Origin of the sequence: Flavobacterium arundinis (assembly GCF_038289855.1) — a bacterium.
GTDB lineage: Bacteria > Bacteroidota > Bacteroidia > Flavobacteriales > Flavobacteriaceae > Flavobacterium > Flavobacterium arundinis.
In genome coordinates, this window is sequence record NZ_JBBYHR010000013.1 from 54,022 (window position 1) to 70,965 (window position 16,944).

Here is a 16,944-nt window from a genome sequence, read left to right on the forward strand (position 1 = left end):
TTTTTTGCAGGTTACGCCCCTTTAGGGCTGATACATTCAATCACCTCAAACCCGGGGCGATGCCCCGGGCTATTATACTTAACCCCTTCAGGGTTTGTGAATACTCTTTTTATACAAACAACAAAACCCCACGTTTCCGCAGGGTTTCATTTATAAAATATGTAATGGGATTAATTTGTGATCACCCATTCGCCGGTGGCAAGCATGCCTTCGGCTTTTTTGAATTTCATGGTTTCGGTCTTGCCGCTCATCACGTGCTTGATCGTAACATTGTCATTACGGTTGATCTTCGGGGCATCCCTTGTAATGGTTTCGGTAACCTGTGGGCGCTGTTGCGACTGTTGTGAAACTTCGCGCGCTTTAGCAGCCATCTCATCCGTGTTCAGTACCTCATCCTTGATTTCAATATATTCTTCCTCCTCGCGCACCTGCTGCTTTGCCTCCTGTATGTTGTTAGGATTCTGCGAAGGCAGGTCGCCTTTGAAAAGGAATGATATTACCTCTTTGTTGATATCATCAATAGTCTTCTTGAATAGGTTGAAGGCCTCGAACTTATAGATAAGCAACGGGTCTTTCTGCTCGTGTACCGCAAGCTGCACCGATTGTTTCAGCTCGTCCATTTTGCGAAGGTGCTTTTTCCATGCCTCATCAACGATAGCAAGGGTAATGTTCTTCTCAAAATCGGTTATAAGGGTCTTGGCCCCGCTTTGGTACGCTTTTTCCAGGTCGGTAACTACGTTAAGCGTTTTGATGCCATCGGTAAACGGAACTACAATGCGCTCATACTGGCCGTTGTTGTTCTCATAAACATTGCTGATAACCTTGAATGCTTCTGTAGCGTTGCGCTCTGTTTTTTCATTATACGATTCCAGCACGGCTTTATACACTTTACCCGCAAGTTCCATTTCAGATTGCTTGGCAAACTCTGATTCTGTTACCGGAGAGCTTATCGAGAACGTGCGTATCAGCTCGAACTCAAAGTTCTTAAAGTCATTTACCGCTTTATTGGTTTCAGCGATGTTCTCGGCAGTATCATACATCATGTTGGCGATATCCACTTTAAGGCGCTCACCTTCCAGGGCGTGCCTCCTGCGTTTGTATACCACTTCACGCTGTGAGTTCATAACGTCGTCATATTCCAGCAAACGCTTACGGACACCGAAGTTATTCTCCTCAACTTTTTTCTGTGCGCGCTCAATCGATTTTGTCATCATCGAGTGCTGAATAACCTCGCCCTCTTTAAGACCCATACGGTCCATTATTTTGGCTACCCTTTCCGATCCGAACAAACGCATCAGGTTATCCTCAAGCGACACATAGAACTGTGAGCTTCCCGGATCACCCTGACGTCCTGCACGGCCGCGCAACTGCCTGTCTACGCGCCTTGAATCGTGGCGTTCTGTACCGATGATCGCCAAACCGCCTGCGGCTTTTACCTCAGCAGTAAGCTTGATGTCGGTACCACGTCCTGCCATATTGGTTGCAATAGTTACCACTCCCGGATTACCGGCTTCGGCAACGATCTCTGCTTCTTTTTTGTGGAGTTTCGCGTTCAGTACATTGTGCGGTACATTCCTCATTTTAAGCATACGGCTCAATAATTCGGAAATCTCTACCGATGTCGTACCGATAAGCACCGGCCTTCCGGCTGCTGAAAGTTGACTAACGTCTTCAATAACGGCGTTGAACTTTTCGCGCATGGTGCGGTATATAAGGTCATTATGATCTTTCCTTGACATACTCCTGTTCGTAGGTATCTCTACTACGTCCAGTTTGTATATTTCCCAAAACTCGCCAGCTTCAGTCACCGCAGTACCGGTCATACCGGCCAGCTTTTTGTACATCCTGAAGTAGTTTTGCAGGGTAATGGTTGCAAAGGTCTGGGTAGCGGCCTCGATCTTAACGTTCTCCTTGGCCTCGATAGCCTGGTGAAGCCCGTCAGAATAACGCCTTCCATCCATGATACGGCCTGTCTGCTCGTCTACGATCATGATCTTGTTTTCCATGATCACGTACTCGATATCTTTTTCAAACAGCGTATAGGCTTTCAAAAGCTGTGTAAGCGTATGGATGCGCTCGCTTTTTATAGAGAAATCCTTGAAAAGGATATCCTTCTCTTCGGCTTCTTCTTCTTTGGTAAGCTTTTTCTTTTCGATGTTGGCAATCTCTGTACCAATATCCGGAAGTACGAAGAACTGGTCGTCCGTATCCTGTGAAAGGAATTTGATACCGTTGTCGGTAAGCTCTACCTGGTTGTTCTTCTCTTCGATAACAAAGTAAAGCACTTCGTCTATCTTGTGCATATCGCGGTTGTTGTCCGCCATATACTGGTTCTCCGTTTTCTGGAGCAGCTGCTTCACGCCTTCCTCACTGAGGAATTTGATAAGCGCCTTGCTCTTCGGAAGCCCGCGGTATGCCCTTAGTAAAAGTACCCCGCCTTCTTTGGTCTTGCCTTCGCGGATAAGTTTTTTGGCTTCAGCTAAAACACCGTTAAGCAATGTCCTTTGCAGGTTTACAAGGTTATCTACTTTCGGTTTCAGCTCGTTGAACTCGTGACGGTCACCCTGCGGCACCGGCCCTGATATGATAAGCGGCGTACGCGCGTCATCGATCAATACGGAGTCGACCTCATCCACAATCGCGAAGTTGTGCTTGCGCTGTACAAGGTCGTTTGGCGAATGCGCCATGTTATCCCTCAGGTAGTCAAAACCGAATTCGTTATTTGTACCATAGGTAATATCGGCTGCATAGGCTCTCCTCCTGCCTTCTGAATTTGGCTGGTGGTTATCGATACAGTCTACCGTAATGCCGTGGAATTCGAATAGCGGCGCTTTCCAGGTACTATCCCTTCGTGCCAGGTAGTCATTCACGGTTACAAGGTGCACCCCATTGCCGGTAAGGGCATTAAGGTATAGCGGCAAAGTAGCCACAAGGGTTTTACCCTCACCTGTCTGCATCTCGGCAATCTTGCCCTGGTGCAGTACGACACCACCTATAAGCTGGACGTCGTAATGGATCATGTCCCAGGTAATTTCCTTACCTGCTGCGTTCCATGAGTTCGCCCAGATGGCATTATCGCCTTCTATGGTAATGTATGATTTGGTTGCCGAAAGCTCCCTGTCTTTGGCACTGGCCGTAACGGTTACCGATGTGTTTTCCTTAAAGCGGCGGGCGGTTTCTTTCACGACAGCAAATGCTTCCGGAAGAATGTCCATCAATACTTTTTCAGAGATGTCATAAGCCTCTTTTTCAAGCGCATCAATAGATGCATAGATGTCTTCGCGCGCATCGATATCTTCTGTTTTCTCTACCTCGAGCAGGTAGGAAGCAATTTTGGCATCTTTGTCGGCACGGGCCTCACGTATCTTATCTTTAAAATAAATGGTTTTAGCCCTGAGCTCATCATGGCTAAGCTGCGACAAAGCCTTTTCAAAAGAGCCAGCCTTAGTGATAAGCGGCTGGATGGCCTTAATGTCTTTTTGCGACTTATCGCCCACAAAGGCTCTAAGAATGCTGTTTATTAAACTCATTATGTTCGTATTTCTTATATTATTCTAAACAGGGCACAAATTTAACCAAAAAAAAAGCCTCGTGAAAGAGACTTTTCAATTGATTTATTTTTTGCTAGTATTCATCCTCGTTCCAAAGGTAATCCTCGTCCGTCGGATAATCCGGCCATATCTCCTCCATCGACTCATAGATTTCTCCTTCGTCTTCAATGGATTGCAGATTTTCTACTACCTCCAGCGGAGCACCAGTCCTGATGGCATAGTCAATTAGCTCATCTTTGGTAGCCGGCCATGGGGCATCGCTTAAATACGATGCCAGTTCTAATGTCCAATACATCTTGTAAACGGTTTAAGTTTATGCAAAAATAAATTTTCTACTGAAATTGTCAAGTAAAAAGTGGTTTATTTTATGAAAAAAGTTAAGAACGTGCTTTTGTTGCCTGATGCCGGAGGTCAAAATCCGATGAAAGCAAGGTTTTGGGTTTAGTCAAAAGGAAAATCTTTGTAATTTAAAGAGATTCCTCAACTCCGCTTTGCTTCGTTCGGAATGACACGAATGTTCGGTTTTCCAATCTGAAATCAGAGTTTCTCCGGTATCCATTTCACTTCGTCAGCCTTGAGGTCATGGGACAACTTCCGTGCCAAGACAAAAAGGTAGTCAGAAAGTCGGTTCAGGTAGGTTAAAACCATCGTATCTGTGGGTTCCAGCTCGTGTAAATGTACCGAAAGGCGCTCGGCACGGCGGCATACACATCGTGCAATGTGACAATATGACACCGTAGTATGCCCTCCCGGAAGCACAAAATGCGTCATTGGGGGCAGTTCGGTTTCCATAGCGTCGATCTCGTTTTCAAGAAGTTCGATATCTGCTTCGGATATTTTAGGGATATTGAGGCGCTCTTTACCATTCTTAAGGACTTCTTTATCCGGCGGCGTTGCCAATATGGCACCTACCGTAAAGAGCCTGTCCTGAACACGCTCCAGTATTTTCTTATAATTGGGGTTAATATCCTGATCACGGATGAGCCCGATATGGGAATTCAGCTCGTCGACTGTGCCGTAACTCTCTATGCGTATGTGGTGCTTGGGTACGCGTGTACCCCCAAAAAGGGCCGTGGTACCTTTATCGCCGGTTTTTGTGTATACTTTCATTTGTAAGAATTTCAGATTTTTTGATTTCAGACTTCAGATTAATTTCAGAATGTAGATTTCAGATTTCAGATTAAGCCACACTCAGGCGGCAAATCGTTGCTGTATCAAAATCTAAGATTTTAGAAGAAACTAAAAACACGCTATTAAGTATTGAAGCTTATTAGGCAAAAGTGAAGCTTAATCTGAAATCTACAATCTGAAATCTTAAATTAAGATTTCACCCTGTCGCCATCCTTGTGTATCCTGGTGTTTGGGGTGTCACTTTCAATAAGTCCGTCGCGAAGTCGGATGATCCTGTGGGCATAGGCCGCAATGTCTTCTTCGTGGGTTACAAGGATCACGGTATTGCCGTTGGCATGGATCTCGTTAAACAGGTTCATGATCTCTACCGATGTCTTGCTGTCGAGGTTCCCTGTTGGCTCATCGGCTAATATTATCGAGGGATGGTTCACCAGTGCACGTGCTACCGCTACCCTTTGCCTTTGCCCTCCCGAGAGCTGGTTGGGCTTGTGGTCCATCCTGTCGGAGAGGCCTACCTGGGTTAGTACCTTTGTGGCGCGGGCATTGCGTTCCGGTTTTTTAAACCCGGCATATACCATGGGAAGGGCTACATTGTCGAGCGCAGTGGTACGGGGCAGCAGGTTGAACGTCTGGAATACGAAGCCTATTTCTTTGTTGCGGATTTCGGCCAGCTCGTTGTCGCCCATCATGCTTACCGGTTTTCCGTTAAGGATGTAAGAACCGGATGTTGGTGTATCAAGGCAGCCCAGCAGGTTCATCAGCGTACTTTTCCCGGAACCCGAAGGCCCCATCAGCGCTACGTATTCACCTTTATCTATATGGAGATCAATGCCTTTCAATACATTTACGATCTCGCTTCCCAGCATAAAATCGCGGGTAATGCCTTTTATCTCTATTATCGGTTGTGCCATGGTACGGTTTTGAACGATAAAAGTAAGGATTTTTTCAGAGATAAATATTTGGAACACGGATGACACCGATTTTTTTGGATAAGAACAGATTTTTGGAACGCGGATGACGCGGATCAGGCGAATTGCCGCAGATTTCTTCTCAGCCCTATTTTAAATCCGTGAAGATCGCTCAATCCGGGTTGCTTTTAATATCTATCCAATGGGGCAATTGATTTGAAGGCCTTCGACTGCGCTCAGGGTGACTACATAATAACGTAATACCGAGTCTGAAAACTGTGACTGCGACTGTTAACTCTTTAGGTTTTAACCATCATTTTCGCTATTTTTGTAAAAACCGATATTTTTTTATACTCCAAATCAGATTTATACGCCTATGGAATTGTATTATTCACTGTCGGTACTTATCGTACTGGCCTCCTTTTTCGCTTACCTCAACGTACGCTTCCTGAAGCTGCCCTCTACCATCGGGGTAATGGTTATTGCTATGGCTGTTTCCATCTTCCTGGTAATCTTTGGGAAAGTGTTCCCTGACACCCTAAGCAGCGTTTCGGGCCTTGTTGCCGGCTTTGATTTCACCGAACTGCTAATGGGCGCTATGCTGAACTTCCTGCTTTTCGCGGGCGCAGTACACATCAACCTGAAAGACCTTCGTGAACAGCGCGGACCTATTATGGTGTTCTCCACCGTTAGTGTTATCATATCCACTTTTGCTGTGGGGACACTTGTGTATTACATCCCTATAAAAGACCTTGAGATACCGTATATCTACTGCCTGCTTTTCGGGGCGCTCATCTCCCCTACCGATCCTGTTGCGGTACTCAGCATCCTTAAAGGCGCTAAAGTACGCAAGAGCCTGGAGACCAAAATCGCGGGCGAATCCCTGTTTAACGACGGTATGGCGGTTGTGGTTTTTGCGGTTATATTACAATTGGCACAAGGCACATCTGAAGACATTACTGTACTCCACGTTATCTGGCTGCTTGTACGCGAAGCCGGCGGCGGATTCCTGCTGGGAATCCTACTGGGTGTTAGCGCTGCACGCGCTATGCATAAGATTGATGATTACAAAGTTTCTGTACTTATAACGCTTTCCATTGTTATGGGCGGCTACCTTATTGCGCGGGAACTTCACATATCGGGTCCGCTAACCATGGTATTTGCAGGGCTTATTATTGGCAATTTCAAAAAACGCTTTACCATGTCGCCCGTAACCAAAGATTACCTCGATAAATTCTGGGAACTGAATGACGAGATACTCAATGCCGTGCTCTTTTTATTCATAGGCTTTAACCTGTTACTGGTAAAAAATATCAACAACTACTGGCTACCGGGCATAGCGTGTATTATACTGGTACTTTTTGCGAGGTTTATCTCGATCTGGCTGCCTACCAAGTTCATTCCCTTCCGGGAGAAGTTTAGCCGGGGTACTATAAAGATACTGGTTTGGGGCGGACTGCGTGGTGGTGTTTCCATTGCCCTGGCGCTCTCGATAAATGACGGGCCTTATAAGAACGTAATTATCGCCATCACTTATTTTGTGGTGGTGTTCTCTATTGTGGTACAAGGACTGAGTATTGGGAAAGTGGCGTCGCGGGCGTTAGCCCCCCAACCCCCGAAGGGGGAGTAGAAATGTACACAAGTTTAACATCCCGTCACAGCAATTCCTTTAATAGTCTGTCAAATACAGCACAAAAAAATTGACTAGGAAACCGGAAATTATTGTTACAGCGTGAGGTAATACGACCCGAAATTGAGTATTTTTATAACAGTGGATCCGATGGCGGACAGCACATGTTTCCTTACGGATATTGTTATAATAATAAATGGCTGGAATTCAAGTTCGCCGATCAATAAACCAAGAGAAATCACAGGGGGACTTATACACTCGATGATGACCGGCCAACTGGTAATACCAAACTATCTTAAAAAATGAAAGTAGCATATTTAATATTTATGTTGGGTTTATTAACTCCTTCCACTTCCGTTAAGGATGAAGACTTTATAAACAAAAGATTTACCTATATTGATCCTTTTAATGAATGGGATTTAGAATTGTTATTTTTTTCGGACTCAACTTTTACATTACAAGACAAATATGGTTGTCGCTTAACAAGCCAAAAAGGGCACTGGAGAGTTTATAAACAGAATAGTAATATCAAAAAACTAATTTTAACCGACACTGTGCAAACTTGGACTCTTACCGATGGGGGAGCTATCTCAATTTATTATAAAAGCGATATTGATAATAAGACATATTCAATTAGGAAGGAATTTTATTTTCCTTTGATCGAGAATGATACTATTGAAATTTATAATGACAGTATTGTTAAATTAAGAAAATTATCATTTGATGATTTCGATGGAGATATTGAAGAAAAAAGAGTTCTCATGCTTGAATCATATTTAATAAAGACATTGGGTAAAGATCAATATTTAAAAAAATATGGCAAGGGATCAATCGAAGATGCAAGAAAAACTTTAAAAATATGTCGGTAGTGGGTAGTGTATCAAAGTTAGTGATTCGGGTTTATCTATCTCTAACATTAAAATTCAAGAAAACGACGAACCTTATCGCCATTACCTATTTTGTGGTGGTGTTCTCTATTGTAGTACAGGGACTAAGTATTGGGAAAGTGGCGTCGAGGGCGCTGGCTCCGAAGGAGTAGGCAGTCGCAGTCACAGTTTTCAGTAGCAGCGTGCAGGAAAGGATGGACGCAGTTTCAGTTCAATGAAAATCAATAAATTATACACAAAATAAAATGACAGATGTAGAATTTTATTTGAAACGGCCCGGAGTTAAAATAACTTCATTTAAGGATATCAATTCGAATTATTTCAAATATTTTAATTTGATAAATGTTGATGACACAGTAGAATTGCAAAGCGACTATTATATTGAAGGGGTTATAATTTTCAAAAAAGATAATCAATTTATTTGTGACTTTACCTACTATGATTTAATTGATCAACTTGCTTCATACTTTATTACGGCAATACACAAATTAATGAAGCAAGAAATTAACGAGATTGCTTTTAGTTTTCCTGATCAACCTATTGAAATTAGGTTAAAAAGAAAAAGGAATAATTATTATTTTCAAATAGAGGAAGGGAAATGGTATGAATTTCCTCTTGCTAAGTTTTTGGACAAATCGAAATTATTATTTGACAAGATAGATTCATTTTTAAATAAGAATTCATACAGTCATGAAAGGAATCTGATTCAAGAAATATTTGTGAGTCTTTAATTAGTATGTCTTCTGATATAACTGTATCTTATATTATCTCAAACCGATTATAATAAGAGAGCCGTTGCAATGCAACGGCTCTACTGCGTTTATATTTTAGTGGTATCTAAAAAAGATTGCTTCGTCGTTCCTCCCCGCAATGACAGGAAGCTGAAAATGCGACTGAAAACTATTATCGCCTTTGTGATTTTACGAAATCGCTAAGCTCGTTTTTGCTACTGTCGAAGTTGAAAGAACTGCCTAATTTGTAATAGCTGTTCTTATCGGTACAGTAGTCGTAAGCGAATTTGGCAAGGTCCAGCCTGGTCTCTTCAAAATTGATCTGTTTCAATATCTCAGCAATCTGGTTGGTCGATACGCAATTGGTCATCATGATCTGCTTTGCAACAGATGCCCTTGTATCGTCAAAGTTCGCATCCTTTATTGCTTTTTTAGCTTCTTCAAAATCGGCGTTGCTCATAGGGTTCCTGCATGGCCTGCTGTTGCCATTGTTACCATAACCGCCATTATTATTGTTACCGTTGTTGCCGTTATTGTGGTGACCGCCGTTGTTATAGCCACCGCCGTTGTTATAACCGCCTCCATTGTTGTTATAGCCGCCGTTATTATTATAGCCACCACCGTTATTATAGCCGCCGTTATTATAGCCTCCCTGGCCACCGGTAGTAGTTGTGGTAGTGGTTGTAGTGCTGGTGGCGCTTCCCGGAACAGACATATTCATGTTAATGCCGCCCATGTTTACGTTCATCCCGAAAACATCAGAATCATCAACAACTATGGTTTCGGTCTGGGTAACTACGGCACCGTACTGATCCATGTACATTTCCCTTGGGTGCCCGTACATGTATACCGGGGTATTGGCGGGCCTCCTCATATTTTGCTCGGCAGGAATGGATGAGTAAAAATTTAGGGTGCGCTTATTCTTTTTAGTTTTAATACGGTACGTCACATCTTCCAGTATACCGTCCATATTTTCGATGGTAAGGGTATTTTTGGTGATAGAAGGTATCTTCGGGTTCTCAAAAACGATCTTACAGCTATAGTAAGGATTTGATAATTCTTCAACGCGTACATTGGTTAGCGGTTCCTCGTTATAACGCTCTCCATTGAGTTCCAGGTAAAATCTTGACCCGTCTTCAGAGAAAATAGTCAGGTTTCCTGTTGGCATAAACTGGGCCATCATCGGCAGGGAGCTTATTAGGAAAAAGCAGAGTAAAGTAATTTTTTTCATGGTTTTGGTTTTAGAGTATGCAAATTTATATTTTTTAAACAATAAATTGTGATATTGTTAACACAAAAACAAAACGTGTGCCAAAAAATACTTTTAACTGGAAAAGAACTACAAGTTACTGTACATCAAACAGAACGATAACAATAAAAAAAACACCAACCCTGCAAAGCAGAAGCGGTGCCCACACAAAACTAATGAATACTAAGTAACTGTTTAAATTTTGCAAAGATTAATTTTTAACCACATAGAAACATAGCTTTTAGATGACGGATATAGTGTGGAATTGAGTGACACAGAGCCTGAAGCTACGCTTCACTATGTTAGCTATCTCCACTTAGGATTAATAAAGAATTACAAATGCTATGTTTCTATGTGGTAAAATAAATTTTTTAAACAGTTACTTAATCGATAAAATTTAAACGGTTAAAGATTGTCAGGTAATATCTTGCCCGGATTGAGGATGTTGTTAGGATCAAAAAGCTGCTTAATACCTTTCATTAAATGGAGATGACCCGCAGTGAAAGCGATATCCATGTAGTTTTTCTGTACATAGCCGATGCCGTGCTCACCCGAGAGGGTACCTTTCAGGGAAACCGTAAGCTCGAATATCTCACGGATGCCTTTGGGCACCTCCGTTTGCCAGTTCTCATCGGTCATGTCGCCTTTTATGATGTTTACGTGCAGGTTGCCGTCGCCTGCATGGCCATAGCACACCGACTTAAAGCCATACTTCCTGCCTGCTTCCTTAATCCCTTCCAGCAGCCTCGGCAGCTCGTAACGCGGTACTACGGTATCTTCTTCTTTGTAAACCGAATTGGATTTCACGGCTTCACCCACCGCGCGGCGCATTTTCCAAAGGGCATTCTTTTGGTCTTCGGTATCGGCAAAGAGTATTTCATCTATTTCAAAACGTTCCAGCACACCCATTATCTTTTCCGCTTCCGCGAAAAGTACATCGGGGTAATTGCCGTCCACTTCGATCAGCAGGTGGGCTTCTACTTCATCTTTAATATCAAGGCTAACACCATCTACAAAACGCAGCGTCCAGTCGATAGCGTCGCGTTCCATGAATTCCAAAGCACTTGGTACAATGCCTGCCCTGAATATTTCGGCGACTGCCTCGCATGCCTGTGCCGATTTAAAGAAAGGAACGAGCATGAGTATATTATGGTTGTTCTTCGGGAGCAGCTTCATCACAATTTTGGTAATGATACCGAGCGTCCCTTCGCTTCCTACCATAAGCTGCGTAAGGTTATAGCCAGTAGAGTTTTTCAGGGTATTGGCACCTGTCCAGATGATATCGCCACTAGGGAGCACCACCTGTAAGTTCAATACATAATCTTTGGTCACGCCATATTTTAACGCCCTTGCACCACCGGCATTTTCGGCTACATTGCCACCAATGGTACAGCTACCCTGGCTGCTTGGGTCGGGCGGATAGAAAAGGCCTTTTTCGAATGCTGCCTCTCGAAATACCTGTGTTATAACGGCGGGTTCTACAATAGCCTGAAGGTTGTTCTCATCGATCTCAATTTTATTGAAACGCTCCATAGAAAGCCCTATACCGCCATGAATGCTGAGCGCGCCTCCGCTAAGGCCTGTCCTGCCCCCTATCGGGACAACAGGCATCTTATATTCATTGGCCAATTTCATTATAGCCGAAATCTCTTCAGCCGTGCCGGGCTTTACCACTACCGATGGCGGAAAGTTATAATCCTCAGTTTCATCATGGCCGTAGTGATGGCGGGTTTCATCGTCGGTGAAAAGGTATTGGGAACCAACTATAGATTGTAAGGACGATATAGTTTCATTCGAGATAATGCTTTCCATAAATTTCTGTATTGCAAACATAGCCCAAAGGTATTTTTTTTAATTGAAATATCATTAAGACCATAAAAATCACCTTGTCTTTCAACTTATAAAACAAGAATTTATTTACATTTACTGAAATTATACAGCTATGAAAAAACGCTACTCCCTATTAATTATCCTTGCATGCCAGTCAGTTGTATCCCAAACGATCAATATACCCGACCCCAGCTTTAAAACTATGCTTCTAAATCCGCAGTATATTGCCGGAGACAGTTCGGGCTCTGATTATGGGTTGGATATCGATACCAATAATGATGGTGAGATCCAGGTGAGCGAGGCGGTCCTTGTAACGGGGCTGAAAATGAACACCTCTGTTATTACCTCTACAAATGACATTTTATCTCTTGAGGGGATACAGTACTTCACCAACGTTAAAAGTATCAGTTGCATGGGAAACCAGTTAACTTCACTTGATGTGTCGGTACTGCCTTCGCTTGAATACCTTAATTGCGGGCATAACCTGATATCCAGCCTCAATGTGTCGGGGCTAAACCACTTAGAATTACTATGGTGTGATAGCAACCTGTTAACTACCCTGAATATATCAGGCCTCCCTGCACTTAAAACTGTTTTTTGCCATGACAACTACCTTACATCGCTGAATTTAAATGAACTGCCGGTGTTTATAGCCTTAGTATGCTCAAATAACGACCTGGCAGAATTACACCTAAACAATATAACGACCCTCAGGGAATTATTTGCCGACGGCAATATGCTCACCTCCATGGATCTTTCCGGACTCTCCAATCTTAATTATGTAGTACTTGACTCTAATCAGTTCGCATCCATTGACATTAGCCCATTGAGCAGCCTTACAACGCTTTCGCTAAGTAATAATCCTATTTCGGAACTTGATATGAGCGGCAATCCTGAACTTCGGTCATTATTTATTGATAACACCCTGTTTACAACAATAGACTGCAGCGCTACGGCTATCGGGCAAATTTCCTGTGGCAATAACCCGGGCCTTACTTCTATAAATGTGAAAAATGGTGTATTTTCCCAAAGCGAATTTGATATGCTATATTTTGCATTTATGTTCGAGAACCTTCCTGCACTCACGAGCATCTGCGTTGATAATGGAGAGCAATGGAACCTTAACGGGACCAATTATAATTCCGGCGGGAATGCTGTTGTTTATACAGGAGAAAATTGTGATATCGTAGCTCAGCCTATGGGAGTAAATGAGGAAAAGTTAGCTGTGTTTATAGTATATCCAAACCCTTTTACCAATGAATTATCTTTTACTTCTGATATAGAGATCTCGGCAATTGAGATCCTTGACCTTAACGGAAGAATTGTAAGCCTGCCCCCGTTTTCCATCAATAATAATTCAGCAAGGATGGTTTTGGAGGATAACCTCCAAAAAGGAATTTATATGCTGAAAGCCTCAACTATGGATGGCCGGGAAATAATACAAAAAATAATTAAGGAGTAGCCTCAATAATTTACCGATTTCTTATTCCGCTTTATAAGATAGTCAACGGAGAATTTTCCGGCCCCGGTTACAAAGAAGACCACGAAAACGAGGAGGTATAGTACCGGCAGCTCTTTTGCCCCGAGCGGGTCGGATGCATGTACAGAGAATATGGCGACCAACATGGTAACGATAAGCGGTATGCAGGAGAAACGGGTTGCCACTCCAAGGATGATGAGGAAGGAACATACCACTTCGGCAAAAATGGCGAGAATAAGCGATGGCACAGGGCCAATGCCAAGTGGGTCGGCAAACTCTACCGGTGCGCTGCCGAGCAGCATGGTGAGTTTTTGCAGCCCGTGTGTCATGATGAGGCAGGACACCGTAAGACGGACTAATAATAAGGCGGTGTCATAAACAATAGTACTGTTTGCTGTTGAGGAAGAACCGTACGATGCCATTGTATTTTACTTTTTATGCGGTATAATGCACACCTCCCTTTGCGCACGATACTGCTGTTCAACATATTTAAAATTTTCAATCTTCAAATATGGTGAAAAAAGTTAAATTATTGTTAATGTCAACGTTATTTTTTTGGCTTTTTTAGATTAGGCAGCAACCAGGCAATGATTCCTATCAACGGAAGGAAGGCACAAATATGATACACATAGGTAATGCTGGTCTGGTCGGCGACGTAACCTAATACTGCAGAGCCCAGCCCTCCCATACCAAAGGCAAATCCGTAAAACAGCCCCGATATCATCCCCAGCCTTTTTGGCAAAAGCTCCTGTGCATATACTAATATAGCCGGGAATGCCGATGAAATGATCGTACCAATGACAACCGATAGCACTCCCGTCCAGAACAGGTTGGCATACGGCATCATCAAGGTGAAAGGCGCGGCTCCCAGTACTGAGAACCAGATGACATACTTGCGCCCGAACTTATCGCCCAATGGCCCGCCCAGCAACGTACCTGCCGCTACCGAAAACAGGAACAGGAACAGGTGGAACTGCGCATCCTGTACCGAAATGTGGAATTTCTCTATCAGGAAGAAGGTAAAATAGCTCGTCAGACCTGCAAAATAGAAGTACTTGGAAAATATCAGTACCAAAAGGATTATTACTGAAATAGTTACCTGTCTTGGCGTAAGGTTCGGGAGGTCGACAAGTGCGACTTTCTTTTTACCATGAAGGTCAAGGTGCGCCTGGTACCAGCGGCCTATCCGGTACAATACCGTTATCGCAATAAGGGCGACGATCGCAAAATAAATGATGTAGCGCTGCCCGTGCGGTACTACGATCCAGGCAATTAAAAGCGGGCTTATAGCCGTACCCGAGTTGCCCCCTATCTGGAAAATGGATTGTGCCAGTCCGCGCTTCCCGCCGGATGCAAGGTACGAAACCCGCGATGCCTCCGGATGGAAAATGGACGAACCGATACCCACAAGCACTACCGAAACCAGTATAACAGGGAACGAGCCGGCGTATGACAATAATATGATTCCTGATAAGGTAAACAGCATCCCGTATATTTTGGAATACGGCTTTGGCGTTTTATCGGTGTAGAAACCTACGAATGGCTGCAAAATGGAAGCCGCCATTTGGTACGAGAATGTGATTAGGCCCACCTGCGAAAAGCTGAGGTGGTATTTTTCTTTTAGAATAGGATAGGCCGCCGGGATGACCGCCTGCAACAGGTCGTTGAGCAGGTGGGCAAAAGCAATGGAGAAAAGTATGGAGTAAACTGTTTTCTGTACAATTTGTTTGTGGTCGTCGTTTATAATGACCGTGTCAGTGTCTTTCATAAATTTTAATTAAATATAGTTAACAGCCAGTACCAAAAGGCCAGGGTTACAAAGGAGAGCGGTATCCCCACCCCTATCATCATGTTGGCGAGCTTTGGCTTCAGCCCGGATGTGGAAGCGAGTATTGCCGCCGTTATCATAGGGGCCATGGCAGCTTCCATGATGCATACATCGGTGGTAAGGCCTTTCCCTCCCAATATCAATTTGTACAGCACAAAAAAGAACAGCGGCGTTACCAGCAGCTTGAACCCGAGCCCGAGCGCTAAGAGGCCCCAATGCCTGCTCCTTCGTTGCAGCTGCAATTGCATGCCTACCGCTACGAGCGCGACAGGTGTTACCGTATTGCCCAGCCTCTGGAAAACGGACTGAAGTATAGCATGAAAATCATAATGCAGCAGGTTCATGCAAAGCCCGACCGTAAATGCCACAAACGGCGGGAACAGCAGTATTTTACGCAAGATGCCCGATGTGCCTGCCTCTCCTTTAGAATACATTGCGGCCACCATGATCCCCAATGTGGAGAGCACTACGAAAGTGCCCGGCTGGTCTACGATAATGGCGGTTTCGAGCCCTTTCTTTCCGAACAATGCCTCTATGACCGGGAAGCCAACGAAGGCCGTATTGCCAAGCCCGGCCGTGAGCACCAGGCAGCCGATGATCTTTTTCGGCCAGCCAAGCCATTTTCCCAATAAAGAAAAAAACAGCCATGACAGGGCAAAACCTATCCATGCGACCCCGAGCGGGAGCAGCAATTGTGTACTGACAGCGATCTTAGGAAGGTAGTATAAAGCAAGGCCCGGAAGCGATATGTAAATAACGAACTGGTTAAGTACCGTATGGGCATTGGAAGGGCAGCTCTTTACCCGGCGCAACGCCACCCCTGCCAACAGGCATAAAAAAATCAGGATAATACTGTCCATTTTAATGCGCCGGTATTTTTAACCGCGGCAAATTTACGCCCTCAATTACAAATACCCCTAATAAAAATGTTATAATTTATTGGCTGTTCCAAAAACTTTTATACTTTCGCCCCTTATTCTGTTATACAATGATCTCAGGCAAATTTGCCATAACGCTGCACATCCTTACGCTCCTGTCTAAATTCCCGGAGGAATTCCACTCGTCCGAATTTATCGCGGGCAGCATGAATATCAACCCTGTACTGGTGCGCAAAGAGATCGCGAACCTCAAGAAACACGCGATGGTAGAATGCCGCGAAGGCAAATATGGCGGCACACGCCTCGCCAAACAATCGGCAAGCATTACCCTTGAGGACATTTTTAAAATGACGTTCGAAGAGGTTACGCTCGGCTTTTCGCGAAACGACCCCAACCCCAACTGCCCCATCGGTAAAAAGATCAACCAGAACCTTGATGTGCTGTATAAAGACATCAACTCCGGGATATGCGCCAAGCTGCAGGGCATCACGCTCCAGGAATTCACGAAGGAGTTTTAAAATTTTTATTTTTTATTGATTATTTTTTATTGGATGGCGGAGTACTACTGTGCCTTCTGATATATTTTTTATGGAACTCGGATAACGGAGAACCCCGTATTTGATGCAAGCCAACGCAGCATCCTTTCGGTAGAAGACCTTGCCGTGGCTATTGCCGATGAGACAGAGAAGGCGAAACACCACCAGCAACGGTTTACGGCGGCGTATTAATTTTTGTTTCAAGTTTCAGGTTTAAAGTTTAAAGCTGACACTCAAACTCTTTAGTTTTATGATGCTCTTTACGTTAAAAGGTAAAGGGCATTTTTATTTTTTGGAGTTGGGGA

Annotated in this window: 14 protein-coding genes; 5 read left to right on the forward strand and 9 right to left on the reverse strand. The window is 43.9% G+C overall.

Annotation, left to right across the window (positions count from 1 at the left end; genetic code table 11):
- Positions 1–170: 170 nt before the first annotated feature.
- The 4 genes from secA to AAEO56_RS18610 all read right to left on the reverse strand — a co-directional run bounded on the left by secA (position 171) and on the right by AAEO56_RS18610 (position 5,593).
- Positions 171–3,530 carry a preprotein translocase subunit SecA gene (secA, locus tag AAEO56_RS18595; protein WP_341698585.1) on the reverse strand — a complete coding sequence of 1,120 codons (3,360 nt, stop codon included), beginning with the start codon at positions 3,528–3,530 and terminating at the stop codon, positions 171–173.
- A gap of 94 nt (positions 3,531–3,624) precedes the next feature.
- Complete coding sequence (locus AAEO56_RS18600; protein ID WP_002986941.1) at positions 3,625–3,846, reverse strand: DUF2795 domain-containing protein; 222 nt, start codon at positions 3,844–3,846, stop codon at positions 3,625–3,627.
- A gap of 242 nt (positions 3,847–4,088) precedes the next feature.
- Positions 4,089–4,661 carry a cob(I)yrinic acid a,c-diamide adenosyltransferase gene (locus AAEO56_RS18605; protein WP_341698586.1) on the reverse strand — a complete coding sequence of 191 codons (573 nt, stop codon included), beginning with the start codon at positions 4,659–4,661 and terminating at the stop codon, positions 4,089–4,091.
- A gap of 209 nt (positions 4,662–4,870) precedes the next feature.
- Positions 4,871–5,593, reverse strand: a complete 723-nt coding sequence (locus AAEO56_RS18610) for an ABC transporter ATP-binding protein (RefSeq protein WP_341698587.1) — start codon at positions 5,591–5,593, stop codon at positions 4,871–4,873.
- A gap of 373 nt (positions 5,594–5,966) precedes the next feature.
- Here AAEO56_RS18610 and AAEO56_RS18615 point away from each other — a divergent pair, with 373 nt between their 5' ends.
- The 3 genes from AAEO56_RS18615 (at position 5,967) to AAEO56_RS18625 (ending at position 8,838) form a co-directional block, all read left to right on the forward strand.
- Positions 5,967–7,220: a cation:proton antiporter gene (locus AAEO56_RS18615; RefSeq protein ID WP_341698588.1), complete on the forward strand. Its 1,254-nt coding sequence runs from the start codon at positions 5,967–5,969 to the stop codon at positions 7,218–7,220.
- Positions 7,221–7,522: 302 nt separating this feature from the next.
- Positions 7,523–8,089 (forward strand): hypothetical protein, encoded by a 567-nt coding sequence (locus tag AAEO56_RS18620; protein WP_341698589.1) that lies wholly within the window; start codon positions 7,523–7,525, stop codon positions 8,087–8,089.
- 263 nt (positions 8,090–8,352) lie between these two features.
- On the forward strand, positions 8,353–8,838 hold the full coding sequence (locus AAEO56_RS18625; protein WP_341698590.1) for a hypothetical protein: 486 nt from the start codon (positions 8,353–8,355) through the stop codon (positions 8,836–8,838).
- Between the two features lie 172 nt (positions 8,839–9,010).
- Here AAEO56_RS18625 and AAEO56_RS18630 read toward each other — a convergent pair whose 3' ends face one another.
- Both AAEO56_RS18630 and AAEO56_RS18635 read right to left on the reverse strand, forming a co-directional pair.
- Positions 9,011–10,069, reverse strand: coding sequence for a DUF4476 domain-containing protein (locus AAEO56_RS18630; RefSeq protein ID WP_341698591.1), 1,059 nt, complete (start codon positions 10,067–10,069; stop codon positions 9,011–9,013).
- A gap of 423 nt (positions 10,070–10,492) precedes the next feature.
- The gene (locus tag AAEO56_RS18635; RefSeq protein WP_341698592.1) at positions 10,493–11,899 is read right to left on the reverse strand and encodes an FAD-binding oxidoreductase; all 1,407 of its coding nucleotides are present in this window, start codon (positions 11,897–11,899) and stop codon (positions 10,493–10,495) included.
- Between the two features lie 130 nt (positions 11,900–12,029).
- On the opposite strand from AAEO56_RS18635, the gene AAEO56_RS18640 reads away from it, so the two are divergent.
- Positions 12,030–13,379 (forward strand): leucine-rich repeat domain-containing protein, encoded by a 1,350-nt coding sequence (locus AAEO56_RS18640; protein WP_341698593.1) that lies wholly within the window; start codon positions 12,030–12,032, stop codon positions 13,377–13,379.
- A gap of 2 nt (positions 13,380–13,381) precedes the next feature.
- Here AAEO56_RS18640 and AAEO56_RS18645 read toward each other — a convergent pair whose 3' ends face one another.
- The 3 genes from AAEO56_RS18645 to AAEO56_RS18655 all read right to left on the reverse strand — a co-directional run bounded on the left by AAEO56_RS18645 (position 13,382) and on the right by AAEO56_RS18655 (position 16,085).
- On the reverse strand, positions 13,382–13,819 hold the full coding sequence (locus AAEO56_RS18645; RefSeq protein ID WP_341698594.1) for a DoxX family protein: 438 nt from the start codon (positions 13,817–13,819) through the stop codon (positions 13,382–13,384).
- A 125-nt stretch (positions 13,820–13,944) separates the two neighbouring features.
- On the reverse strand, positions 13,945–15,165 hold the full coding sequence (locus tag AAEO56_RS18650) for an MFS transporter (protein ID WP_341698595.1): 1,221 nt from the start codon (positions 15,163–15,165) through the stop codon (positions 13,945–13,947).
- A gap of 5 nt (positions 15,166–15,170) precedes the next feature.
- Positions 15,171–16,085 (reverse strand): AEC family transporter, encoded by a 915-nt coding sequence (locus AAEO56_RS18655; protein ID WP_341698596.1) that lies wholly within the window; start codon positions 16,083–16,085, stop codon positions 15,171–15,173.
- A 128-nt stretch (positions 16,086–16,213) separates the two neighbouring features.
- Here AAEO56_RS18655 and AAEO56_RS18660 point away from each other — a divergent pair, with 128 nt between their 5' ends.
- Positions 16,214–16,621 carry an Rrf2 family transcriptional regulator gene (locus AAEO56_RS18660; protein ID WP_341698597.1) on the forward strand — a complete coding sequence of 136 codons (408 nt, stop codon included), beginning with the start codon at positions 16,214–16,216 and terminating at the stop codon, positions 16,619–16,621.
- Positions 16,622–16,944 lie beyond the last annotated feature (323 nt).